17 protein-coding genes are annotated in these 24,438 nt (G+C 73.8%); 9 read left to right on the forward strand and 8 right to left on the reverse strand.

The genetic code is table 11. The features are described 5' to 3' along the window. The first annotated feature begins 1 nt into the window (after position 1). Complete coding sequence (locus CP974_RS23545) at positions 2 to 7,846, forward strand: non-ribosomal peptide synthetase (protein ID WP_051839140.1); 7,845 nt, start codon at positions 2 to 4, stop codon at positions 7,844 to 7,846. A 223-nt stretch (positions 7,847 to 8,069) separates the two neighbouring features. Further along, entirely contained in the window at positions 8,070 to 8,279 is a 210-nt protein-coding gene (locus CP974_RS23550; RefSeq protein WP_031129669.1) for an MbtH family protein, read from the forward strand. A 73-nt stretch (positions 8,280 to 8,352) separates the two neighbouring features. Here the strand turns inward: CP974_RS23550 and CP974_RS23555 are convergent, their stop codons facing one another. Beyond that, positions 8,353 to 10,899, reverse strand: a complete 2,547-nt coding sequence (locus CP974_RS23555) for an ABC transporter permease (RefSeq protein WP_196786094.1) — start codon at positions 10,897 to 10,899, stop codon at positions 8,353 to 8,355. Next, positions 10,896 to 11,657 carry an ABC transporter ATP-binding protein gene (locus tag CP974_RS23560; RefSeq protein ID WP_069980017.1) on the reverse strand — a complete coding sequence of 254 codons (762 nt, stop codon included), beginning with the start codon at positions 11,655 to 11,657 and terminating at the stop codon, positions 10,896 to 10,898. Before CP974_RS23560 ends, CP974_RS23555 begins: the two co-directional genes overlap by 4 nt. Before the next feature lie 105 nt (positions 11,658 to 11,762). Between CP974_RS23560 and CP974_RS23565 the strand changes: the two genes are divergently transcribed. Both CP974_RS23565 and CP974_RS23570 read left to right on the forward strand, forming a co-directional pair. Continuing rightward, the gene (locus tag CP974_RS23565; protein WP_223844469.1) at positions 11,763 to 12,998 is read left to right on the forward strand and encodes a sensor histidine kinase; all 1,236 of its coding nucleotides are present in this window, start codon (positions 11,763 to 11,765) and stop codon (positions 12,996 to 12,998) included. Beyond that, positions 12,986 to 13,630: a response regulator gene (locus CP974_RS23570; protein WP_031129665.1), complete on the forward strand. Its 645-nt coding sequence runs from the start codon at positions 12,986 to 12,988 to the stop codon at positions 13,628 to 13,630. The genes CP974_RS23565 and CP974_RS23570 overlap by 13 nt, the downstream gene beginning before the upstream one ends. 92 nt (positions 13,631 to 13,722) lie before the next feature. Here the strand turns inward: CP974_RS23570 and CP974_RS23575 are convergent, their stop codons facing one another. From CP974_RS23575 to CP974_RS23600, 6 genes are all read right to left on the reverse strand, one after another. Then, complete coding sequence (locus tag CP974_RS23575) at positions 13,723 to 17,130, reverse strand: AfsR/SARP family transcriptional regulator (RefSeq protein ID WP_037937087.1); 3,408 nt, start codon at positions 17,128 to 17,130, stop codon at positions 13,723 to 13,725. 50 nt (positions 17,131 to 17,180) lie between these two features. Continuing rightward, the gene (locus CP974_RS23580) at positions 17,181 to 18,179 is read right to left on the reverse strand and encodes an ArsR/SmtB family transcription factor (RefSeq protein WP_140160896.1); all 999 of its coding nucleotides are present in this window, start codon (positions 18,177 to 18,179) and stop codon (positions 17,181 to 17,183) included. A gap of 54 nt (positions 18,180 to 18,233) precedes the next feature. Then, positions 18,234 to 19,037, reverse strand: a complete 804-nt coding sequence (locus tag CP974_RS23585; RefSeq protein ID WP_031129662.1) for an ABC transporter permease — start codon at positions 19,035 to 19,037, stop codon at positions 18,234 to 18,236. Then, a complete protein-coding gene (locus CP974_RS23590; RefSeq protein WP_031129661.1) occupies positions 19,034 to 20,020 on the reverse strand; it encodes a daunorubicin resistance protein DrrA family ABC transporter ATP-binding protein in 987 nt (328 codons plus the stop codon). The genes CP974_RS23585 and CP974_RS23590 overlap by 4 nt, the downstream gene beginning before the upstream one ends. A gap of 165 nt (positions 20,021 to 20,185) precedes the next feature. Then, positions 20,186 to 20,368, reverse strand: a complete 183-nt coding sequence (locus tag CP974_RS23595; RefSeq protein WP_031129660.1) for a DUF397 domain-containing protein — start codon at positions 20,366 to 20,368, stop codon at positions 20,186 to 20,188. Next, positions 20,365 to 21,288: a helix-turn-helix domain-containing protein gene (locus CP974_RS23600; protein WP_031129658.1), complete on the reverse strand. Its 924-nt coding sequence runs from the start codon at positions 21,286 to 21,288 to the stop codon at positions 20,365 to 20,367. Before CP974_RS23600 ends, CP974_RS23595 begins: the two co-directional genes overlap by 4 nt. Positions 21,289 to 21,433: 145 nt before the next feature. On the opposite strand from CP974_RS23600, the gene CP974_RS23610 reads away from it, so the two are divergent. The 5 genes from CP974_RS23610 (at position 21,434) to CP974_RS23630 (ending at position 24,329) form a co-directional block, all read left to right on the forward strand. Then, positions 21,434 to 21,973, forward strand: coding sequence for an ATP-binding protein (locus tag CP974_RS23610; protein WP_078915431.1), 540 nt, complete (start codon positions 21,434 to 21,436; stop codon positions 21,971 to 21,973). After that, positions 21,970 to 22,251 carry a type II toxin-antitoxin system Phd/YefM family antitoxin gene (locus CP974_RS23615; RefSeq protein ID WP_223844470.1) on the forward strand — a complete coding sequence of 94 codons (282 nt, stop codon included), beginning with the start codon at positions 21,970 to 21,972 and terminating at the stop codon, positions 22,249 to 22,251. The genes CP974_RS23610 and CP974_RS23615 overlap by 4 nt, the downstream gene beginning before the upstream one ends. Before the next feature lie 3 nt (positions 22,252 to 22,254). Beyond that, positions 22,255 to 22,536, forward strand: a complete 282-nt coding sequence (locus tag CP974_RS23620) for a type II toxin-antitoxin system RelE family toxin (protein ID WP_031129655.1) — start codon at positions 22,255 to 22,257, stop codon at positions 22,534 to 22,536. A 77-nt stretch (positions 22,537 to 22,613) separates the two neighbouring features. After that, entirely contained in the window at positions 22,614 to 22,970 is a 357-nt protein-coding gene (locus CP974_RS23625; RefSeq protein WP_031129654.1) for a 3'-5' exonuclease, read from the forward strand. Positions 22,971 to 23,093: 123 nt separating this feature from the next. After that, complete coding sequence (locus CP974_RS23630; RefSeq protein WP_031129653.1) at positions 23,094 to 24,329, forward strand: cytochrome P450; 1,236 nt, start codon at positions 23,094 to 23,096, stop codon at positions 24,327 to 24,329. Positions 24,330 to 24,438 lie beyond the last annotated feature (109 nt).

Raw genomic sequence — 24,438 nt, forward strand, 5'->3', positions numbered from 1 at the left:
GATGACCCTCGACCGCAAGGAGCGGCTGAAGCAGGAGATGCTTCGCCGACTGGCGGCGCAGCAGGCCCGCAAGGACCGCGACAGGATCGCCCGCTTACCCCGGGACGGCGAGCTGCCCCTGTCGTACGCCCAGCAACGGCTGTGGTTCCTCGACCGGCTGGAGCCGGGACGGGCCGACTACAACTCCGGTATCTGCCTTCGGCTGCGCGGCGACCTCGACCCCGAGGCGCTGCGCCGCGCCTGCGCCGCGCTCGTCGTGCGGCACGAGTCGCTGCGCACCACCTTCCACGACAAGGACGGCCAGGGCGCGCAGCGGGTGCGCCCGCCGCGGGAGGCCGAGGACGCGCTGGCCTTCGAGTACACCGAGGCGCGCGACGACGACACGCTCGCCGAGGCGCTGCGCGAACGCCACCACCTGCCCTTCGACCTGGCCACCGGGCCGCTGCTGCGCGTCCACGCGATACGGACCGGGGAGCGGCGGCACGTGCTGCTGCTGACGATGCACCACATCATCACCGACGGCTGGTCGATGGGGCTGCTGCGCGCCGAGCTGGACGTGCTCTACCGGGCGGCGGTGGAGCGGCCCGCCGCGCCCGTCGCCGACCTGCCCGCCGCCGCGGGCCTCACCGAACCGGCCGTGCAGTACGCGGACTACGCGGTGTGGCAGCGCGAACGGCTCAGCGGCGAGCGCTACGAACGGTCGCTGGAGCACTGGCGGTCCAAGCTGGCCGGGGCGGAGCCCCTGGCGCTGCCCACCGACCGGCCGCGCCCGGCCGTGCGCGGCACCCGCGGCGGCTCGCACACCTTCCACGTGCCCGGGGCCACCGCCGACGCCATGCGGCAGGCCGCCGCGGCGCAGGACGCCAACCTGTTCATGGTGCTCGTCGCGGGCGTCCGGCTGGTCCTCTCCCGCTGGACCCGGTCGGACGACGTGGTCGTCGGCACGGTCGTGGCCGGCCGGGACGACCCGCGGCTGCGCGAGACGGTCGGCTTCTTCGTCAACACGGTGGCCCTGCGCGGCCGGGTCGACGAGCGGCAGACCTTCGGGCAGCTGCTCGCCGGCGTCAAGGACGGCGTGCTGGCCGACCTCGACCACGCCGAGGTGCCCTTCGACGCCGTCGTGGACGCCGTACTCGACGAGCGCGACAGCTCCATGCCGCCGCTCGTGCAGGCCACCGTGGTCCTCCAGAACCTCGACAGCGGGCAGGGCGCCGGTCTGGGCGACCTCGAGGTCGCCCCCCACCCGCTGCCGCGCGAGCACTCCGTCTTCGACCTGACCTTCGAGTTCCAGGAGAGCGCCGACGGCCTCGACGCGCGGATCGAGTTCGTCACCGACCTGTTCGACCCGGCCACGGTCGAACGGCTCGCCCACGACCTGTGCGCGGTGCTCGCCGCAGCCGCCGACCCCCGGCCGCTGTGCGGCACCGAACCGCTCGGCGCCGACGGCCGCTCCCGGGCCCTCGACGCCGGCCGGGGCGGTGCCGGCCCCGTGCCGCGCACCCTCGGCGAACTCCTCGCGGAGCGCGCCGAGCGGCACCCCGGGGACCTCGCCGTCGTCTCCGACCGGGAGCAGCTGACCTTCACCGCACTGACCGACCGCGCCGCACGCTTCGCCGCGTACCTGCTCCGGCGCGGGCTGCGGCGCGGCCAGTTCGTGGGCGTGTGCCTGGAGCGGGGCACCGACCAGGTGGCCGCGCTGCTCGGCATCATGCAGGCGGGCGGCGTCTACCTGCCGCTCGACCCCGGCTATCCGGCGGAGCGCATCGCCTACGTCGTGGGCGACGCGGGCGTGCGTACCGTCGTCACCGACACGGACCGCGCGGGGGTGCTCCCCGGCACGGTCGAGCGGCTCCTGATCGACCAGGTGCGCGAGGAGATCCTGGCGTGCGAGCCCGCGCCGCACCTCGCCACGGCCGCCGACGCCGCGTACATGATCTACACCTCCGGTTCCACCGGCCGCCCCAAGGGCGTCCTGGTCGCCCACCACGGCATCGCGGCGCTGGCCGCCGCCCAGGGCACCCGCATGGACGTGGGCCCGGGGACGCGGATGCTCCAGTTCGCCTCGCCCGCCTTCGACGCGGCGATCGCGGAACTGACCGTGGCGCTGCTGAACGGCGCCACGGCCGTGGTGCTGCCCAGGGAGCAGCTGCACGGCGAGGGACTCGTCCGGGCGCTGGACGCGTACGGCGTCACCCATGTGACGCTGCCGCCCGCGCTGCTGCCCGGCCTCAGACCCGAGGACCTGCGGCCGCTGCGGGCGCTGCTGGTGGCCGGCGAGGCCACCCCCGGCGAGCTCGTCGCCGAGTTCTCCACGGGACGCCGGATGTTCAACGCCTACGGACCCACCGAGTCCACCGTGTGCGCCACCATGAGCGCCCCGCTGTCCGGCTCGGCCACCCCGCCGATCGGCACGGCCATCGAGGGCACCCGCCTGTACGTCCTGGACCGCTGGCTGCGGCCGGTGGGCCCCGGCGTGCCCGGCGAGCTGTACATCGCGGGCGACGGCCTCGCGTACGGCTACTGGCAGCGGCCCGCGCTGACCGCGGAGCGGTTCGTCGCCGACCCGTTCGGCCCGGCGGGTGCCCGCATGTACCGCAGCGGTGACGTGGTGCGCCGACGCGCCGACGGCCAGCTGGAGTTCCTCGGCCGCTCGGACGGCCAGGTGAAGATCCGCGGCCACCGCATCGAATCGGGCGAGGTGGAGGGCACCCTCCTGCGGCTGCCCGGCGTCGCGCAGGCCGTCGTCGACGTCCGGGGCAGCGGCACCGACCGCAGGCTCGTCGCCTACGCCGTGCCCGCCGTGCCCGGCACGCTCACCGTCGAGGGGCTGCGCGGGGAACTGGCCGCGGTGCTGCCGGAGTACCTGGTGCCGTCCGCGTTCTGCCTGCTCGACGCGATCCCGCTGACCAGCAACGGCAAGGTGGACCGCAAGGCCCTGCCGGCGCCCGACTGGGCGGGCCAGTCGGGCGCCGGGCACGTGCCGCCGTCCACCCCCACGGAGACCGCCCTCGCCGGGATCTGGGCCGAACTGCTCGGCCTGGACGACCCGGGCGTGCACGACAACTTCTTCCGCGTCGGCGGCGACTCCGTCGGGAGCGTCCGCATGCTGTCCCGGGCCGCCGACGTGCTCGGGGTGCGGCTGCCCCCGCGCAGCGTCTTCGACCACCCGACGATCGCCGGGCTCGCCGCACTCCTGGACGCCACCGCGGACGCCGCCCGGAACACCACCGCGACGGACCCGGACGACGGCCGCATCACGCCCGCCCCGCGCGACGAGCCGCTGCCCCTGTCGTACGCGCAGCGCCGCCTGTGGTTCCTGGACGACTTCGAGCCGGGCGGCTCCGAGTACAACTCGGGCGCCGCGCTCAGGATCTCCGGCCCGCTCGACCGGGAGGCGCTGCGGACCGCCGTGGACGCCCTGGTGCACCGGCACGAGGCGCTGCGCACCGTCTTCGTCGCCCGCGACGGCAGCCCCGCGCAGGTCGTCCGCCCGGCCGCGCCCGTGCCGCTCCCCTTCGCCGACCTGACCGGCGGCTCCGCGGCCGGACTCGACGCGCTGCTCGCCACCGAGGTCCAGCGCCCCTTCGCGCTGGACGAGGGCCCGCTGCTGCGGCTGATGCTCGTCGGGCTCGGCGCCGAGGAGCACGTCCTGCTGATGTGCGTCCACCACATCGTCACCGACGCCTGGTCGATGTCCCTGATCACCCGGGAGCTCGGCGCCCTGTACGCGGCGGCCCTGTCCCACCCGGGCACGGCCGCCGCGGACCTGCCCGCACGGGCGGGGCTCGTCGACCTGCCCCTGCAGTACGCGGACTTCGCCGTCTGGCAGAGCCGCAGGGAGTCCTCGCGGGCGTTCCAGGACTCCCTGGAGCACTGGACGCGGCGCCTGGCCGGGGCGGAGCCGCTGGAGCTGCCCACCGACCGCCCGCGCCCCACCGTGCGCGGCACCGCGGGCGCGGTCCACGACTTCGCCGTCCCCTCCGACGTCCTGGACGACCTGCACCGGCTCGGCCGGGCGCACGGCACCACCCTGTTCATGACGCTCACGGCCGCCGTGCAGCTGCTGCTGTCCCGGTGGACCGGGCAGGACGACATCACCGTCGGCACCGTCACCTCCGGCAGGGAACGCGCCGAGCTGGAGGACATCGTCGGGTTCTTCGTCAACACCCTCGCCCTGCGCACCCGGGTGGACGAGTCGGCGACCGTCGCCGGGCTGCTCGCGCGGGTCCGCGAAACCGTCCTCGACGCCTTCGAGCACGCCGACGTGCCCTTCGACCGTGTGGTGGAGGCGGTGGCGCCCGAGCGCGACCCGTCGCGGCCCACCCTCGTCCAGGTGGTCGTCGCGCTCCAGAACGCGCCCGGCGACGCCCCGCGCCTCGAGGGCCTGGAGCTCGCCGACCACCCCCTGGTCCGGGAGCACGCGCTGTTCGACCTCAGCCTCGACTTCGGCGAGGTGGACGGACGGCTGCTGGGCGCCCTGGAGTACAACACCGACCTGTTCGACCACGGCACCGCCGTCCGCTTCGCCGACCAGCTCGTGACGCTGCTGCGGATGCTGGTTGAGGACGACGGCCGCAGCGTGCGCGACCTCGTCCCGCTGTCCGACGACACCCGGCGCGAGCTGCTGGCCGCCGCGACCGGGCCCGCCCTGCGGGCCGGCGACGGCCACGTCCTGCGGGCCCTGGCCGCGACCGCCGAGGCACACCCGCACCGGCCCGCGCTGACCGCCGGGGACGTCACCCTGTCCTTCGGCGCTCTCGACGCCCGCGTCAACCGGCTGGCCCGCCGCCTCATCGCCTCCGGTGCCGGGCCCGGCGACCGGATCGCCCTGGTCCTGCCGCGCACGGCGGACACGGTGACGGCCGTGTTCGCCTGCCTGCGGGCCGGTGCCGCCTACGTCCCCGTCGACCCGTCCCACCCGGACGACCGCATCCGCTCCGTCATCGGCCAGGCCCGTCCGCACACCGTCCTCACCGTCGAGGCGAGCGCCCCCGCGCTGCGCGCGCTGCTCGGCCCCGACGTGGCGGTGACCGCCCTGGACGGGGAGCTCGCCCCCGCGCTCGCGGAAGGCGACGCCTCGCCGCCGGACGACACCGACCGCACCCGGCCGCTCACCGACGCGCACCCCGCGTACGTGATGTACACGTCCGGCTCCACCGGCACCCCCAAGGGCGTCGTGGTGAGCCACGGCAACCTCCGGGCCATGATCGACGGCTACCGGGCGGTCGTCCTCGACGCGCTGCCCGACCCGGAGCGGCCGCGCCGCGCCGCGCACATCGCCGCCTTCTCCTTCGACGCCTCCTGGGACCCCCTGGTGTGGCTGCTCCACGGCCACCACCTGCACGTGGTGGACGAGCGGACCCGGCTGGACGCCGAGGAGCTGTGCCGCGCCCTGTACGACTGGCGCGTCGACTACTTCGACGCGACCCCGTCCTACCTCGCCCAGCTCGTCGCGGCCGGACTGCTCGACGAGGGCGCCCACCGGCCCGAGGTGATCACCGTCGGCGCCGAGGCGCTCGACGAGGCCCTCCTCGCCCGGCTCCGGGACGCCGGGGTGGCCACCGGCTACAACTTCTACGGCCCCACCGAGAACACCGTGAACAGCCTGTACTGGCCGATCAGGGCCGGTGAGCGGCCCCTCATCGGCCGCCCCGTGCCCGGCGTGCGCGCCCACGTCCTGGACGCCTCGCTGCGGCCGGTGCCCGTCGGCGTGCACGGCGAGCTGTACCTCGGCGGCGCGGGCGTCGCACAGGGGTACGCCGGGCGGCCCGACCTGACGGCGGAACGATTCGTCGCCGACCCCTTCGGCCCGCCCGGCAGCCGGCTCTACCGGACCGGCGACACGGTCCGCTGGACCCCTGACCACGAGCTGGAGTTCATCGGCCGCACCGACAACCAGGTCAAGATCCGCGGCTTCCGCATCGAGCTGGGCGAGATCGAGGCCGTCCTGGCCGCGGTGCCGGGCGTGCGGCACGCCGTCGCCGTCGTGCGCGAGGACTCGCCCGGAGTCCGCCGCCTGGTCGCCTACGTGGTGGCCGACGGCGTCTCCGCCCGGGAGGTCAGGGCGGCGGCCTCCGCGTCCCTGCCCGAGTACATGATCCCCGCCGCCGTGGTGCTCCTCGACGAGCTCCCGCTCAACGCCAACGGCAAGCTGGACCGCAAGGCCCTGCCGCAGCCCTCCCACGACGCCCTCGCCGGAGCCGCCTACGTGGCGCCGCGCACCGCGACGGAACGCCTGCTCGCCGGGATCTGGGCCGAGCTGCTCGGTGTCGAACGCGTCGGGGTCGAGGACAACTTCTTCGAGCTCGGCGGCGACTCCATCCTCAGCATCCAGCTGGTGTCCCGGGCCCGCAAGGCGGGGCTCGTCCTGACCTCGAAGGACGTGTTCGTACGGCAGACCGTGGCCGGACTGGCCGCCGGGCTCGACGCGGACGCCCCGTCCGGCGGGGCCGGGGCCGGGGCCGAGCAGGGCACCGTGACGGGCCGGGTGCCGCTCACCCCCGTACAGAGCTGGTTCCTGGACAGCCACCCCGTAGCGCCCGAGCACTTCGACATGACGCTGCTGGTGGAACTCGACGAGACCGTCGACCTCGCCCTGATGCCCCGGGCCGTCGCGGCCCTCCTGGAGCAGCACGACATGCTCAGGCTGCGCGTCACCCGCCAGGGCGGCGGGTGGACCCAGGACATCGTCCCGCACGAGGACCCGCTGCGCGTCTGGCAGTGCGTCGACGCCTCCAGGATGAGCGACGACGCGCTGGACGCCGCGATACGCGAGCGGGCGCACCGACCGCGGCCCGCGGGACGCCTGGAGGCGGGCCCGCTGTTCGAGGCCGTCGCCTTCGCCGGCGGCGCCACCCGCCCCACCCGGCTGCTGCTCACCGCGCACCACCTGGTGGTCGACGGGGTGACCTGGCGGGTCCTCCTGGAGGACCTGGCCGCCGCCTACGAGCGGGTCGCGGCCGGGAAGCGCCCCGACCTGGGCGCCAAGTCCACGTCCTTCCAGCAGTGGGCGACCCGGCTCGCGGAGTTCACCCGCGACGGCGGCTTCGACGACGAGGCCGCCCACTGGGCGGGCGTCCTCGACGGCGCGCCGGCCGACGTGCCGCTGGACCACCCCGGCGGGGACAACACCGTGGCCTCGCAGGACACGGTCGTCTCCGCGCTGTCCGAGGAGCACACCCGGCTGCTGCTGCAGCGGGTGCCGGGTGTCTTCCGCAGCCGCGTCAACGACGTCCTGCTGGCCGCGCTGGGCCGCGTGCTCCAGGAGTGGACCGGCTCGTCCCGGGTGCTGGTGGAGCTGGAGGGCCACGGCCGCGAGGAGCTCTTCGACGACGTGGACCTCTCCCGTACCGCGGGCTGGTTCACCACCGTCCACCCGGTCGTCCTCGACCTGCCCGGGGACGCGGACTGGCGCCGCACGGTGTCGGCCGTCAAGCGGCAGCTGCGCCGCGTGCCCCGCAACGGCATCGGCTTCGGCGCGCTGGCCCACCTGGGCACCGAGGAGCAGCGGGCCGGGCTGGGCGACCTGCCGATGGTGCCGGTCTCCTTCAACTACCTGGGCCAGTTCGGCGGCCAGGGCGGCGGGGACCGCTTCTACCGCGGCTTCCTCCCGAGCCCGGGGGGCGACCACGCCCCGTCCGAGCTCCGCACGAACGTCCTGGACGTCACGGGCAGCGTGTCGGGCGACCGGATGGAGTTCTCCTGGACCTACTCGGCGGCGCTCCACCGGCGGGACACCGTCGAGCGGCTCGCCCGGGCCTTCGAGGACGGCCTGCGCGCGATCGCGGAAGCGTCCGCCTCCGGCGGCAGACCCGCCGGCGGGCGGACCGGCGCACCGGCGGACTGACCGGCGGGCGGACCCGCCGCGAGCGGACCGATCGACGAGCACGGCCACCGACAAGCACAGCGACCGACAAGCACAGCGACCGACAAGCACAGCGACCGACAAGCACGGCCACCGACGAGCCAGGCCGGACAGGCGGACCGGCAACGGATCCGCCGCCGGTACGAGACCGTCGCCGACAGACCCCGCACCACGCGGACGGCACGCACGAGAGGAAGGACGCGACATGAGCAACCCCTTCGAGGACGAGAACGCCACCTACCTGGTCCTGGTCAACGACGAGGGCCAGCACTCCCTGTGGCCGTCCTTCGCCGAGGTGCCGGCCGGGTGGGAGACCGTCCTCGCCGAGGTCCCGCGCGCCGAGGCCGTCGAGTACGTCAACACCCACTGGACCGACATGCGGCCCAAGAGCCTCGTCGAGGCGATGGGCGCCTGAGCGGAAGGGCGCAAGGAGCGGGGCCCCGGCCGGATCGGCCGGGGCCCCGCCCCCTTCTCCCGCTCCCGTACCGCTACTCGCGCACGCCGATGGCCTCGACCGGCCTGGCCCGCAGGGCGAGCCGTACCGGCAGCATCGTCGAGACCATCCCGAGCACCACCGCCGCGGCGACCACCGCCAGGTAGATCAGCGGGGACCCGGCGGGCTGCGGACGGCCCAGGAAGGCGACGCTCAGCGCCCCCAGCGGCAGCACGGTCATCGCGGTGCCCAGCAGCACCGCGATGGAGCACATCAGCAGCGACTCCCAGCGCAGGGTGCGGATCACCTGGCCGCGGGTCATGCCGATCAGCCGCATCAGGGCGAACTCGCGGGACCGGGCCGCGGTCGCCACGACCAGGGTGTTGACGACGGCGATGGCGATGTAGGCGAGGATCATCGCCAGGCCCGCCAGGTTGATCCAGGCGGCGAGCGTGGCCTCCTCCCGCACCCCGGCGGAGAAGCCCTCCCGGTCGCTCACGGACAGCGAGGGATGCTTCTCGGCCAGCGCGCGCAGCGCCGCGCCGACGGCCGCGTGGTCACCGCCGTCCCGGACCCGCACCAGCAGCTGCCCGGGGGCGCGCGCCGTGGTGTGCCCGGCCAGCACCTCCTGGGGCACCGTCATCTCCCCGAAGCCCATGGCGCGTTCGTACGTGGCGACCAGCTTCAGCCTGGTGGGGGTGCCGTCGCCCAGGTACAGCTCCACCTGCTCGCCGACCGACGCGCCCAGCAGGGACGCCTGGGTGTCCTCCATGGCGAGCGTCCTGCCGCGCAGATGCCCGATGTCGCCGTCCACGACTCCGAGGTCGATGGTCCGCGACAGCTTCTCGGGAGTGACGCCGCGCAGCGAGAAGCCGGCCAGCTCCTTGTCCTCGAGGACGGTGACGGACATGAACGCCTTGGACGTGGACACGGCGGTGGCCACCTCCACGTCCCCGACCGCCCGGACCTGCTCGACCACCCGCGGGGCCAGGCCGCCCGAACCGCCGTCGCCCACCACGTAGTCGGCGCCGAGACCCTCCTCGACCTGGCGGCCCGCGACCGCCGACATGGTGGTCTGGGTGTAGACGAGGGTCACGCTGAACCCGATGGCGAGCACCAGCGGCATCACCGCGGAACTCATCCTCCGGGCCGCCGCGGCGCTGTTGGACGCGGCGAGGAAGCCGCTGACCCGGCTCGCCCGCAGCGGCAGCGCCAGTACGGCGACCAGGGCGCGCACCACCAGCGGCCCCAGCAGGGACAGCCCGACGAGGCCGATCAGTGCCGCGCCGCCCGCCCCGGCGGCGCCCAGCTCGCTGCGCACGACCAGCGGCATCACGGCCGACAGGGTGCCGACACCGAGGAGGACGAGACCGAGCATCACCCGCCAGACGGGCAGCCCGCGGCGCTCCACGGCCGCCTCGCCGAAGGCGTCCACGGGGTTGATGCGGGCCGGCCGGTGCGCCGCGATCAGTCCGGCCACGAGGGCGGTGGCGACGCCGAGGACCAGCGCCGCCACCATCGGCGCGGGACCGACGACCAAGGGGAGGTCGTCGGGGATCGCGCCGAGTCCGGCGAACAGGCCGCGCAGCAGTTCCGCGACGGCCGCGCCGGGAGCACAGCCCAGGACACCGGCGACGACGGCGACCAGCAGCGCCTCGGACAGGACCAGCTTGTAGACCTGCCGCGGGGTGGAGCCGATGGCGCGCAGCACCGCGAACTCCCGGCGGCGCTGGTCGACGGACAGCCCGAGGGTGCCCGCGACCACGAACATGGCGACGAAGGCCGCCATGCCGCCGAAGGACGTCGCCACCAGCAGGAGCAGCCCGCTGGAGGAGCCGATGTCGGGGAACTCCAGCCTGCTCCGGTCGTCGCCGGTGTAGGCGACGGTCCCGGGGACGGCCTTCTCGATCCGGTCGGCCAGCGCTTCGGCGTCGGCGCCGTCGGCGGCGAGCACCCCGACGGCGTCGAACGCGCCGGGGTGGCCGGACAGCCGGGACGCGGTGGCGGGGGTGAAGAACAGCGCGCTCTGCCGGTCGAGTCCGGCGCCGTCGGCGGGTGCGGCGATCCCGGAGACCCGGTACCGGGCGGGGACGGACTCGACGACCACCGTGATCCGGCCCCCGACGCGGGCACCGGCGGCCTCGGCGACGGCCGGGTCCAGCACCACGTCGGTGGCGGACGCGGGCGCCTCGCCCTCGGACAGCCGGAACGGCCCGAGGACCGCGCTGTCCCAGCCGTGCCCGTACAGCGGCCCCGTGGCCGCGCCGGGCACGACGGCGGCGAAGCTGTGCTCGCCGACGGCGCGCTCCACCCCCGGCACACGGGCCACCGCGCGGAGGGTGGACTCCTTCAGCCGGGCCCGCTCGGGCAGGGTCTCCCGGACGGTGAAGTCACCGCCCGGGATCCGCAGGGTCTGGTCGCCGCCGACCATGACCGCGGCCCCGGCGTAGCGCTCGGGCCGCACCGACGTCCGCAGGCCCGACTCGACGAGGATGCCGGACGCGGCGATCACCACCGTCCCGCAGAACAGCGCCACGAAGGCGCCGAAGAACGCCGCCTTGCGGGCGCGCAGCGTCTTCCACGCGATACCGAACACGGTCACCGGCCCCCGAGACGCGTCATGCGCTCGGCGACGGCCTCGGCCGTGGGGGAGTCCATGCGCTCGACGAGATGGCCGTCGGCGAGGAAGAGCACGCTGTGCGCGTACGACGCGGCGACGGGGTCATGGGTGACCATCAGCACCGTCTGCCCGAGCTGGTGGACCAACTCCTGGAAGAGCTGGAGCACTTCCTGCCCGGTACGGGAGTCCAGGGCGCCGGTCGGCTCGTCGGCCATGATGATGTCGGGGCGGCTGATCAGCGCGCGGGCGATCGCCACCCGCTGCTGCTGGCCGCCGGAGAGCTCGGACGGGCGGTGGCCGAGCCGGGCGGTGATCCCGACCCGGCCGGCGATCTCGTCCAGCCAGCCGCGGTCCAGGGACGCGCCGCTGAGCCGCAGCGGCATGGTGATGTTGTCCTTCACGGTGAGCGAGGGCAGCAGGTTGTACGCCTGGAAGACGAAGCCGATCCGGTCCCGCCGCAGCCGGGTCAGCCCCGTCTCGCGCATGCCCGAGAGGGGAACACCCCCCAGCCAGACCTCGCCGCTGCTGGGCCGGTCCAGTCCGGCGGCGCAGTGCAGGAATGTGCTCTTCCCGGAACCGGACGGGCCCATTACCGCGGTGAAGCTGCCGCGCGCAAGCTCTACGGAAATACCCCGAAGGGCTTGCACCGTATTCCCGCGGGAGCCATAATGCTTGGTCACGTCGCGAACGACCAAGGCAGGCGCGTCGGGTGTGCTGAAATCAACGGAACCATCGGACAAGAGGAACCCCCGCTCGGAATGACGCCGGGACGCTATCACGACGCCGCGAAGGCCGACAATGCAGACCTGAATGCACCGGGGAGGGTGGACGCAGATATACCGGAGGTGCGGGAAATCGCCTCGGTGCTGCGGAAGAGGTTCCACCAGGCCCGGCCCGAGGTGCGCCATCTGTTCGCCGCGGCCCGATCGGCCGCACTCTCCTGGATCGCGCTCCCCTTACTCGTCTCCGCCTGCGTGGTGTCCGTGATCGGGCTGCGCGGAAATTTCGTGCCCGCACTGCTGGAATGGACCGGGAGAAAACGTGCCGGGGACCTCGACGCCGGATTCTCGGTCCTCGCGAGAAGGGGAATACCGGCCCCGGAGGGGATACAGCCGGAGCCGTCGGAGGAATTGGCCCGGGTGCGGCGGGAGCTCGGGCGGTCCGTCGTCAACGCGCTGACCGGGCTGCTGGCGGGAGCCTTCCTGCTCGTACCGGTCCTCAGCGCCGCCGTCGCCCTCACCGTCCCGTTCTGGTGGTGGCTGCTCCCGCCGCACATCGTGCTCAATCCGGCGTTCTTCGCCGTCCGGGACTGGCCCACCGCGCTCCTCACCCCCCTCGCGGCGGTCGTGCACCTCGCCGTCCTCGTGTTCCTCGCCCCGCCGCTGGCCCTGCTGCACGCCCGGATCACCGTCCGCCGGGTGACCGCGGGCGGCAAGGCGCGGCTCGCCCACCGGCTCGCCGAGGTCACCACCTCCCGGGCCGAGGCCCTGGAGGCGCACGCCGCCGAACTGCGCCGCATCGAACGCGCCCTGCACGACTCCACCCAGAACCGGCTGGTCGCCGTACGGCTCCATCTGGGCATCATCGAGCGCCTCCTGGACGGCGACCCCGCCAAGGCCCGCGAGCTGATCGCGGTGACCCAGTCCGCCGCGGAGGAGGCCCTCGCCGAGCTGCGGAACGTCGTACGCAGCATCTATCCGCCCGTGCTCGCCGACCGCGGCCTGGCCGGCGCGGTGTCGTCCCTCGCCCTGCGCTGCCCGCTGCCGTGCGCGTTCGAGGTCGGCGAACTGGCCCGCGCCCCCGCCGCGGTGGAGGTGGCCGCCTACCACGTCGTCGCGGAGGCGCTCACCAACGCCGTCAAGCACAGCGGAGCCTCCCGCATCCGTGTGACCATGGGAACCGAGGGGGAGATCCTCTACGTCACCGTGACCGACGACGGCCGCGGCGGCGCCGACGAGGCCCGCGGCAGCGGACTGACCGGCATCAGGAGCCGGGTCGCGGCCTTCGACGGAACGACCGAGGTGTCCAGCCCGCCGGGCGGGCCCACGACCATCCGGGTGGAACTGCCGTGCGCGTGCTGATCGTTGAGGATGACGCCCTGCTCAGGGCCGGGCTGGAACTGCTGCTGGCGACGGAGGGCATCACCGTCGTCGGCGCGGTGGACCGGGCCGACCGGGTGCCCGAGCTCGTCCGGTCCCTGACCCCGGACGTGGTCGTGATGGATGTGCGGCTGCCCCCGACGTACCGCGACGAAGGGCTGCGGGCCGCGGCCGGGCTGCGCCGCGAACGCCCCGGATTCCCGGTGCTGGTGCTGTCCGCCCACGTGGAGGACGACTACGCGACGGAACTCCTCGGCGACGACGCGAGCGGGATCGGCTATCTGCTGAAGGACCGGGTGGGGGACGTCGCCGAGTTCACGGCGGCGGTGCGCCGGGTCCGCTCGGGCGGCACGGTCATGGACCCCGAGGTGATCTCCCAGCTTCTCGGCCGCCGCCGCAGCCAGGACCCGATCGACCAGCTCACGCCCCGCGAGCGCGAGGTCCTCGGCCTGATGGCGGAGGGGCACGACAACGGGCGGATCTGCGAGCTGCTGAACCTGTCGGTGCCCGCGGTGAGCAAGCACATCAAGAACATCTTCACCAAGCTCGGTCTCCCCCCGTCGGGCAGCGGCCACCGCAGGGTCCTGGCGGTCCTGGCCTTCCTCAACCGGTAGCGGCCCGCCCCGCCGGCCGGGCCGCGTCCGGCCGGGCGGCGGCGTACCGGCGGGGCCGGGCGGCCGATCGACGCGCCGCCCCGTGCCCGGCCTCAGACCGCCGCCTCCAGTTCCCGTACCGCCGCCTCGGGGGAGAGGCGCTCGCCCTCCGCGCGCGAGCGGTGGAAGCCGGCCTCGCCCAGACGCGCCGTCAGTTCGGCGCTCAGCGCACGCACCTCGGGGCTGCCCTGGTCCGCCAGTCCCCGCAGCGCCGTCGCCGTGCCCAGCAGCCGCGCGGCCCGCACCGGCAGGTCCTCGTGGAAGGTCACCGTCGCCAGCACCTCGGCGACCGTCGCCAGCACCCACATGTCGTTGAGCGGCACCGCCAGCCGCAGCGCCTCCGTCGCGGCGTCCCGGGCCGCGGCGACACCCTCCGGGCCCCGCGACAGCTCCAGCGCGGCCGAGCGCCTGAGCACCTCGACGCGCAGGAACTCCTTGTCGAAGACCGCCTCGTCGAGCAGTCGCAGCGCCCGGTCGAGCCGCTCGGCGGCGATGGACGGCTGCTTGCGACGGGTGGCGAGCTCCGCCAGACCGGCCGCCACCAGCACCTCGCACTCGGGCATGGTGCGACGCGGACCGCGCAGCGCGTGGCGGAAGCTCACCTCCGCCGCGTCGTGCTCCCCGGACCGCAGCTGCTCGATGCCGAGCCGGATCCGGATCTGCGCGACGGCGTCCGCCGACCCGACCGCCTCGATCGCCCCACGCGCCTCGTGCAGCAGGGCCAGCGCCCCCTCCGCGTCCCCGCGCAGCGAAGTGAACCGGGACAGCATGCAGGTGAGCTGGCCCGTGGACCACTGGTCGCCCAGCTCGCGGAACGACTCCAGCGCGGCCCGCAGATGCCGTTCTCCCGCGCCGACGTCACCCGCCGTCTCCGCGGCGAAGCCGAGCGCGGCACGGCCGGAGGCCCGCGCCCAGGGATCCGGATGGGCGCAGGCCCGCCGCGCGCTGCGCTCCATCTCCTCGTGCTCGCCCAGCAGGAGCCAGCACTTGGGTTCCAGCAGGGCCAGCAGGGGGTGCTCGCTCATGGCGTCGCCGTCACGGGCGCGCCGCGCCGCCTCGGCGATGCCGCGGTCACGGCCCTCGTCGTCCCGGTCGTGGCCGGCGGGCGCGGGGAGCAGCAGCCGCAGCACGGTGAACAGGGCCGCGGCGCCCTGTGGGACCCGCGCGCCGAACCGCAGCAGTTCGGCGCACCGGATGGTGGCCTCGGTGTAGTGGCCGCGCATCACCCAGTACCAGCTCATGGCGAGCCCCAGCCGGACCGCGGTGTCGACGTCCTCGCCGTCCACGGCCCGGCGCAGGGCCAGCAGGACGTTGCCGTGGTCGGCGTCCAGCCGGGCGATCCAGCGGGGCTGGTCCGCGCCCCGCAGGCGCTCGGCGGCGCGTTCCGCGAGCGCGAGGAAGTGCCGGGTGCAGGCGGCCTCGGCGGACTCGCGCTCGCCGGCCTCGGCGAGGCGCTCCGCGCAGTACGCCCTCGTGGTCTCCGGCATGCGGTAGCGCATCTCGCCGCCCTCGACCTCCCACAGGTGCAGCAGCGACTTGTCCACGAGCGACGACAGGACGTACGGGACGTCGTCCACGGTCAGGCCCGCGCCCGCGCCGACGGCCGCCGCCGCGTCCTCGGTGACGCCGTTGCCCGCGGCGGAGAGCCGCCGCGCCAGGGCGCGCTCGGGCTCGGTCAGCAGCTCCCAGCTCCAGTCCATGGTGGCGCGCAGGGTGCGGTGCCGCGAAGCGGACGTGCTGTTGCCGACGGTCAGCAGCCGGAAGCGGTCGTCGAGCCGGTCGGTGATCTGCTGGACGGACATCGACCGCAGCCGGGCGGCGGCGAGTTCGATCGCCAGCGGCAGCCCGTCGAGCTTGCGGCAGATCTCCACCACCTGCGCCGTGTTGGCCGGTGTGAGGGCGAACCCGGGCCGTACCAGCGCGGCACGGTCGCAGAAGAGCTCCACCGCCGTGGAGTGCCCGGCCTCCGCCTCGGAGGCGGGCAGGCGCAGCGGCCCGACGCGGCACAGCGCCTCGCCGGTGATCATGAGCGGTTCACGGCTGGTGGCGAGCAGCAGCAGGCGCGGACAGGCGGCCAGCAGCTCGGCGGCGAACCGGGACACCTCGGTGATCAGGTGCTCGCAGTTGTCGAGGACCAGCAGCACGCGCCGGGCCGACAGGAACGCCGTGAGCTGGTCGAACCGGCTGCGGCGCGGACGGGGCTGCTCCAGCAGGGGCGTGCCGGGCAGGCCGAGCGCCCGCGCCACGGTGTCGGGGAGGTCGTCGCCGCTGCCCAGCCCGACGAGTTCCACCAGGCAGACGAGGTCGGCGGTGCCCGCGTCGGCGCGCGAGGCGAACTCGGTGGCGAGCCGGGTCTTGCCGACCCCGCCGGGCCCGTACAGGGTGACGAGCCGGGAGCCGCGCAGGGAGGCGGCCACCCGCTGGAGTTCACCGGCGCGCCCGACGAAGCGGGTGATGGGGCTGGGCAGGCCCGGCTTCCCCGCGGGCAGGCCCGGCTTCCCCGCAGGCTGGCCGGGCTTCGCCGCGGGCAGGACGGTTCCTGCCGGCTGCCCGGACGCCGGTAGGGATGCGGGCGGGGACACCGGGGCGGATGCCGGAGCCGATGCGGGCAAGGACGCCGGGGCGGGCGCCCGGGCGGCGGTGCCGGGGCCGCTGTCGCGCCCCGGCGCGGCGGCGGGCCTGCCGCCCGGCGCGCGGCCGGGGCCCCGCCGCGCGCCGTCGCTCAGCGCCTCGGCGTGGATGCGGCGCAGCTCCGCCGACGGTACGGCGCCGAGCGCGTCGGAGAGCGCCGCACGCAGCCGCTCGTACGCCGCGAGGGCTTCGGCCGGGCTGCCGGAGAGCTGCAAGGCCCGCATGAGGAGGCCCGTCGCGCGCTCCCGCAGCGGGTGCGTGGCCGTCAGGCCGTACAGCTCGGCCAGGAGTTCGGGGGCGCCGCCCAGGTCGAGCCGGGCCTCGACGTGGTCCTCCACCGCGGCGAGGCGCAGCTCCTCCAGGCGGGCGGCGGCGCGGCTGGCGAACCCCGTGCCGGCGAACTCGGGCAGGGCCGCCCCGCGCCAGAGCGACAGGGCCTCCCGCAGCACGGGAACGGCCTGCTCGGGGTCGCCCGCGCGCAGCAGCCGACGGCCCTTCGCGGCGAGCCGTTCGAACTGGTGGGCGTCCACGTCGGCGGGCCCGACGGTCAGGGTGTAGCCGCCGGGCCCGGAGATGACGCCGGCGTCGTCGTGGCCCGCCTGGCCGAGGGTGCGCCGGGCCCGGGAGACCAGCCGGTGCAGTGCGTTGACCCCGCCCGCGGCCGGCGGCTCGTCCTCCCACAGGTCGGTGATGAGCGTGCTGGTGGGGACGAGCTCCGCGGGGTTGAGAGCGAGCCGGGCGATGAGCAGACCGACGCGGCGGCCGCCCGGCGGTATCGGCCGCCCGTCACGGGCGCGCAGTCCGAGTGGACCCAGAAGCAGTAGACGCACGGTCGCCACTCTCTTGGCACATCTCCTGGAGAATCCTCACGATCATCATGTCATGCGACCAGCTCTTTGGCCTCGCTTCCGACCTCACGCCGCTCCGCGCAGTCACGGCACCACGACCGGGCCGGCTCGGGCGGCGAGTTCAGCATCAGCGCGCCCAGCGCGGTCACCTCGTGGCGCACACTGCCGCCGTTCCGCGTCGTGGAGACCAGCCCCGAGCTGCGCAGCACCGAGGTGTGCTCGCTCGCCGTGGTCGCCGAGATGCTCAGGGCGGCACTCAGCTCGCTCGTCGACTGCGGGCGGGTCAGCCGCTCCAGCACCGCGGCCCGGGTCCGACCGAGCAGCTGGGGCAGCGGCTTCGCGGGCCGCTGGGTGTCCTTGACCAGTGCCGTGGAGGCCAGGCCGTGCGGGCACACCGGGAACACCATGATGGGCACCGGCCGCACGGGCGGACGGTCGGCCGGGGCCCGGTCGGAGGGCCGCTCCGGCCACCTGTAGAGCCTTGGGGTGCCGCTGAGGAACGCCGACGGCACCAGCTTCAGGCCCTGGCCGTCGAGGCGGACCGCGCGGTCGGTGCCGTCGTCGACGCTCAGCGTGCCCGCCTCCCACTTGGCGTTGCACTGGAGCCGTTCGAGCGTCGCCGCCAGCCCGAGCCGGGCGACCATGTCCGAATAGCAGTGACGGGTCTCGTCCAGCATCTCCCGGATGCTCGTCCGGTACGGCGCCACGCACGCCTTCTGGAACTCGCCCAGAGCGCCCAGCGCCCGCCGTAACTCCTCCGGAGCCGCCGCGTCCCGCTCCGGGGCCGGCCGGGACAGCAGGAACGGCAGCAGGTCATCCCGCAGTTGCAGCGCCCGCTGGAGTCCGAGCAGGCGGAAGGGATGCGCCGCCACCCAGGCCCGTGCGTGCGAGACCCACCGGCCCACGCCCCTGCTCTGCTGCCCCAGGCGTTCCAGGTGACCGAGTGCGAACAGTGCCTCTGCCCCAAGGCGGGCCATGGGCGCCATATGGGTTCTGGCGATGTCCTCGTGAGTGAAGTGCACGGTCAGCACGCATGTCCTCCTGCCCTGCGTCCGTCGGCCTACGGGTACCCGGCCGGGACGAACTCATCTTGTCCGACGGGCGTATGTGCGTACGGCCAGAGGGAAGAGTACGGCGAACAGCACCGCCATCCAGATGAGACTCGTCATCACGGGCCCCGAGGCCTCCCCGCCGAGCGTCAACGCCCGCGTCGCGTCCACGAAGTGGCTGACCGGATTGACACCGACCCACCACCGGAGCCAGTCCGGCATGGTGTCCGGCGAAGCGAAGATGTTGCTGCCGAAGGTCAGCGGGAGCACCAGGGCCATGGTGATGCCCGGCACCGCCTGCGGGCTCTTCGCGGCCATGCCGATCAGCACGGACAGCCAGCACATGGTGAGGCCGAAGCCGATCGTCAGCACCATCGCGAGCAGCACCTCGACCGGGCCCGTCCTGACCCGGAAGCCCATCGCGAAGGCGAGCGCCAGCAGGACGACCAGCGCCAGGGCGTAGCGCACCACGTCGCCGATGACGGCGCCGACCAGCGGGGCGGAGCGCGCGATGGGCAGGCTCCGGAAGCGGTCGAACACCCCCTTCACGACGTCGGTGTTCAGGGCGAGCCCGGTGCCCGCGCTGGCGTACAGGATGATCTGCACCATCAGGCCGGGCACGAGCGGCTGGAGGTACGCCTGCCAGTCACCGGCGATCTCGCCGCCGAACAGCAGCGCGAAGACCACGAGGAACAGCACCGGCTGGATGATCGTGTCGACCAGCGTGGCCGGGGAGCGCACGATGTAGCGGATGTTCCGGGCGGCGAGGGTGAGGCCGTGCCGGAAACCGCGCACCGGGCCGATGCGCGGGGACGCGGCCGGATCGACGACGGCACTCATACCGCACTCCGCTCGGCGGTCGGTCCGGGGGCGGCCTCGGTGGTCTCCGCGGCGGCCTTGCCGGTGAGGGACAGGAACACGTCGTCGAGGCTCGGCAGCCGCAGCGCGAGCTCGTCCACCGCGATGGCCGCCTCGTCCAGCCGGCGCACCAGCGCGGACAGCAGCACCGTGTCGTCGGCGACGGTGGTGATCAGACCCGTGTCGGGGTCGGCGGCCGGGACGGCCTCGGTGAGCATCCCGAGGATGCGCACCACCTCCGGTACGTCCCGGGGGTCGGCGGGCCGCACCTGGAGGGTCTGGCCGCCCGTGCGCTTCTTCAGCTCGTCGGCCCGGCCCTCCGCCACCACACGGCCCTGGTCGATGACGGTGATCCGGTCGGCGAGCCGGTCGGCCTCCTCCAGGTACTGCGTGGTCAGCAGCACGGAGACACCGTCGTTCGCGAGACCCTGGACGATGCTCCACACCTCGTTGCGGCTGCGCGGGTCGAGGCCGGTGGTCGGCTCGTCCAGGTAGAGCACCTCCGGGCGGCCCACCAGGCTGGCGGCCAGGTCGGCGCGGCGCCGCATACCGCCCGAGTACGTCTTGACGGGGCGCCCGCCGGCGTCGGTGAGCGAGAACCGCTCCAGCAGCTCCGCCGCGCGGGCCCGCGCGTCGGCCTTCGGCATCTCCAGCAGCCGCCCGATCAGCACGAGGTTCTCGAAGCCGGTGAGCTCCTCGTCGACCGACGCGTACTGGCCGGTCAGCCCGATCCTGCGGCGCACCGCGACCGGCTGGCGCAGCAGGTCGTACCCGGCGACGGTGGCGCGGCCCTCGTCGGGCCGCAGCAGGGTGGAGAGGATGCGTACGGTCGTCGTCTTGCCCGCGCCGTTGGGGCCGAGCACGCCGAGAATCGTCCCGGCGGGTACGGACAGATCGACACCGGCGAGCGCCGTGTGCGATCCGTACCGCTTCACCAGGCCTTCCGCCTGGATCGCGAGTGTCATGGGAGCCTCCCTGGTCCGCGATGGATCGTCCAGGGCGGCCCTGACAACGAGCCCACAACCCGCTGACAGCCTTCCGGCGGCCAGGCGGCCAGGCGGCCAGGCGGCCAGACGGCCGAGCCCTGCCGTCCGACAGGGACCGGCAGGGCTCTCGCGTGCGTACGATCGTCAGGCCTCCCCGACGAACCCCGCCCACGCTTCACGTGACACACGTACGACCGGACCGGCCACGGCCTTGGAATCCCGGATGTGCACGGTGCCCGCACCGGCCGCGACCTCGACGCACTGGCCACCTTCGGTGTCGCTGTAGCTGCTCTTGAACCAGGTGAGTTCGGACTCAATGGCGTTCATAGCTCTCCCAGCAACCTTTCGATGAACTGCGAGGACTCTCGCGGACTGAGAGCCTGGGATCGGATGATCCCATAGCGCGCGGCGGCGAGAGCCGACTGTTCGGGGTCGGCCTCCAGTGTGCTGATGGCGTGCGCCTCGGAGTAGACGAACTTCCTGCCGTCCTTCCGAGTGACGACGGTGAACGGCCCGTTCACGCCCGCGTTGTCCTCGCAGTCGAGCGGCATGACCTGGATCTCGACGTTGCGCTTCTGCCCGATCAACAGGAGGTGTTCCAACTGACCGCGTAGTACGTCCCTGCTGCCGTAGCGCTGCCGCAACACCGCCTCGGTCATCACGAACCCCAGCAGTGGCGCGGGCTGTCGGTCGAAGATGTCCTGCCGGGCCAGTCGTGCGGTCACCCGCTGATCGATGGTCTCCTGCGCCAGGGGTGGACGCCTCATGGCAAGCAAGGCGCGCATGTACTCCTCGGTCTGGAGCAGACCGTTGATGATGAGCGCGTCATACATGAGCAGCTCGATGGCCTCCTTCTCCAGCTTCGCCATCCCCTGGAAGCGAGCCGGATACTGCGCCCGCTCCACCTGCTCCTTCCACAGAGCCAGCAGCCCGCCCGCCCCCAGCACCTCGTCCGCCTGCTCGATCGTCCTGGGCGACGGGATCCTCCGCCCCTGCTCGAACGACGCGACCGTGGACGCCGAGTACCCGATCCGCCGCCCGAACTCCTCACGCTCCAGGCCCGCCCGCATCCGCAGCGTCTTCATGCTCTGCCCGAACGCGGTGACGACCCCCTGCCCGGACTTGTCCGCTCCGGACCGCGCACCCGCCGTGCCGTCGCTCTCCCCGTCCCCGTTGTCCCCGAAGCTCACCGCCACCTCTTCGCCGGCCTCCACGATCCCCGCCTCCACGCTCGTGCCCTCGGTCACCACTACCGCCTCCCTGGACCAACGCCCGCCCCGCGGCGCCGTCACGCCGTGTGCCTCGTACCGCCGCCGACAGCGCGCGTACAACCGGTCCGCGTCGGTGCGTCACCACTGGTCACGCTACGCGACCGGCGACACCGTGGGCGGCATGACGAACCAGCCCGGTGCTCCCGCCCGGACCTCCCAAGCGGCACGTCCCGCGCAGGAATCGGCCGTGCCCCACGCACCCCTCGACCGCACGTTCGCGGTGCGCTTCACCTCCACCCCGCGCGGCGCCCGCCTCGCCCGCAGGCTCGCCGCGCACCGGCTCGACGACTGGGGCGTCCCGTACGACTCGCGCCGGCACGAGGCGATCGTGCTGGTGCTCGCCGAGCTGACCGCCAACGCGGTGCGGCACGGCCGCGTCCCCGGCCGCGACTTCCACCTCGCCCTCCAGGTGGTCGCCCACGGCCGGACCGTCCGGATCGAGGTCACCGACACCCGCGCCGAACGGGTGCCGCCCCGCCCCGGCGCCCTCCGTGTGCCCGGCGCCGAGGACACCGGCGGCCGAGGGCTGCTCCTGGTCGCCGCACTCGCCTCCCGCTGGGGCTGGCACCCCCGGCCCGACGGTGGTCCGGGCAAGACGGTCTGGGCCGAGTGCGCATTGACCGAAGAGTCTTCATGTACATCTGCTACATTTATGACATGAGTGAGCCGATCGTCGAATCAATGGCCGAGGTCCGCAGTCACCTGGCCGACGTCATCGACCGTGCCCGCCGGGAGGAGACTCCGACGATCATCACCCGGCGCGGCAAGCAGGAAGCCGTCGTGATCGACATCGAGGAGTACCAGCGGCTGCGCCGTCTCGCCGAGGACGCCGAGGAGGCATGGCTCAACCGGCTGGCCGACGAGGCCGAGTCGGAGGGCACGCGAGGGTCGGTCTCGCTCGAAGAGATGGCCGCCCTCCTTCGTACCGATCAGGGCTGAACCGTGGGGTACGTCACGCGCTTCACGCCCCACGCGCAGCGCGACATGCTCAAGGTCCCGCGCCCGGACGCCCTGCGCATCCTGTACCGCCTCGCCGAGTTGCAGAAGGCCATCGACGGAGGCGACACCACGGCGTTCGACATCAAAGCCCTGCGGAGCCACCATGCCCGATGGCGGCTCAGGGTCGGTGACTACCGCGTCGTCTACACCGTCGAGGACGGCCAGTTGATCGTGTGGGTCCTGGCCGTTGGTAACCGGCGCGAGGTCTACCGGCAGATTCCCTGAGCCCGCCGTCGGGTCATGTGGAACCCAGGGCCACTGTCCGTGCCCGGCCGTGGAGCGGAGCGTGATCAGTCCCGGCGGTGACGGGTGCCGGGACACGGGTACGCATCGGGATCATGCACCGATTCAAGGGCCTGGAGTTCCAGCGCGTCTTCCTCACCTCCATCGGCGAGGGCCAGGTACCGCACCAACGCGTCGAGCGGTACCGGCTCACGAACCCGGACCGCTACCGCCAGAAGAAACAGCGCGCCCGCTCCCTGGTGTTCGTCGCGGCCACCCGCGCACGTGACGAGCTGATCGTCACCTGGAGCGGCGAGGCCAGCAGATTCCTCCCCGAGCACGCCGACGACACCGCACACCGGGCCACGGATCTGCTGGGGAACGACGGCCCGCCGTCGGGCTCGTCGTCGGCTCCGTCCGCCTCCTCCGCCACCTGAGCGCGCCGACTGCGCGGCGCTGAGGCGGTACGTCATTCAACTTCGGCCAGGAACGGGCTGTTTAAGCCACCGGAAGATCAATAACCTGTCTCCCGAGTGCAGGAACCTACTTCGAGGAGTCCCGTGTCCGCCGCCCCGCAGCTTCCTGACATCCTTTCGCCCGAGTTCGCCGCGGATCCCTACCCCGCGTACGCGGTCATGCGGGAGAAAGAGCCCCTGATCTGGCACGAGGCCACCAAGAGCTACATCGTCTCCCGCTACGAGGACGTCGAGCGGATCTTCAAGGACATGCGGTCCGAGTTCACCACGGACAACTACAACTGGCAGGTGGAGCCGGTACACGGCAAGACGATCCTGCAGCTCAGCGGGCGCGAGCACGCGGTGCGCCGGGCCCTCGTGGCGCCCGCCTTCCGCGGCCGCGACCTCCAGGAGAAGTTCCTGCCGGTCATCGAGCGCAACTCCCGCGAGCTCATCGACACCTTCCGCGCCTCCGGGTCCGCGGACATCGTCAGCGACTACGCGACCCGGTTCCCGGTCAACGTCATCGCCGACATGCTGGGGCTCGACAAGGCCGACCACGCCCGCTTCCACGGCTGGTACACGGCCGTCATCGCCTTCCTGGGCAACCTCTCCGGCGACCCCGAGGTGACCGCGGCGGGGGAGCGCACCCGCGTCGAGTTCGCCGAGTACATGATCCCGATCATCCAGGAGCGGCGCGAGAACCTCGGCGACGACCTGCTGTCGACGCTGTGCGCCGCCGAGGTGGACGGCGTCCGCATGAGCGACGAGGACATCAAGGCGTTCTGCAGCCTGCTGCTCGCCGCCGGCGGGGAGACCACGGACAAGGCGATCGCCAGCATCCTGGCGAACCTGCTGACGCACCCCGAGCAGCTGGCGGCGGTCCGCGAGGACCGGAGCCTGATACCGGCGGCCTTCGCCGAGACCCTGCGCTACACCCCCCCGGTCCACATGATCATGCGCCAGTCGGCCGTGGACGTGGAGGTCAGCGGCGGCACCATCCCGGCCGGAGCGACCGTGACCTGCCTGATCGGCGCCGCCAACCGGGACGAGCGGCGCTTCCGCGAGCCCGACCGCTTCGACATCTTCCGCGACGACCTCACCACGACGTCGGCGTTCACCGCCGCCGCCGACCACCTCGCCTTCGCGCTCGGCCGGCACTTCTGCGTCGGCGCGCTGCTGGCCAAGGCCGAGGTGGAGATCGGGATGAACCAACTGCTGGACGCCATGCCCGACCTCCGTCTCGCCGACGGCTTCGACCCGGTCGAGGAGGGCGTGTTCACCCGAGGCCCGCAGTCGCTGCCGGTGCGCTTCACACCGGTCACGTCGGCCGGCGCCTGACCACCGCCCCGGTCGGCCGCGCCGCCGGCGGAACCGCCGGTACCGGCGGGGTCGCCGGTCCGGCGGGTCCGGCGGTACTGCCGGTCCGGCGGGGCTCACGCTCCCGCCG

The organism is Streptomyces fradiae ATCC 10745 = DSM 40063 (genome assembly GCF_008704425.1).
Taxonomy (GTDB): domain Bacteria; phylum Actinomycetota; class Actinomycetes; order Streptomycetales; family Streptomycetaceae; genus Streptomyces; species Streptomyces fradiae.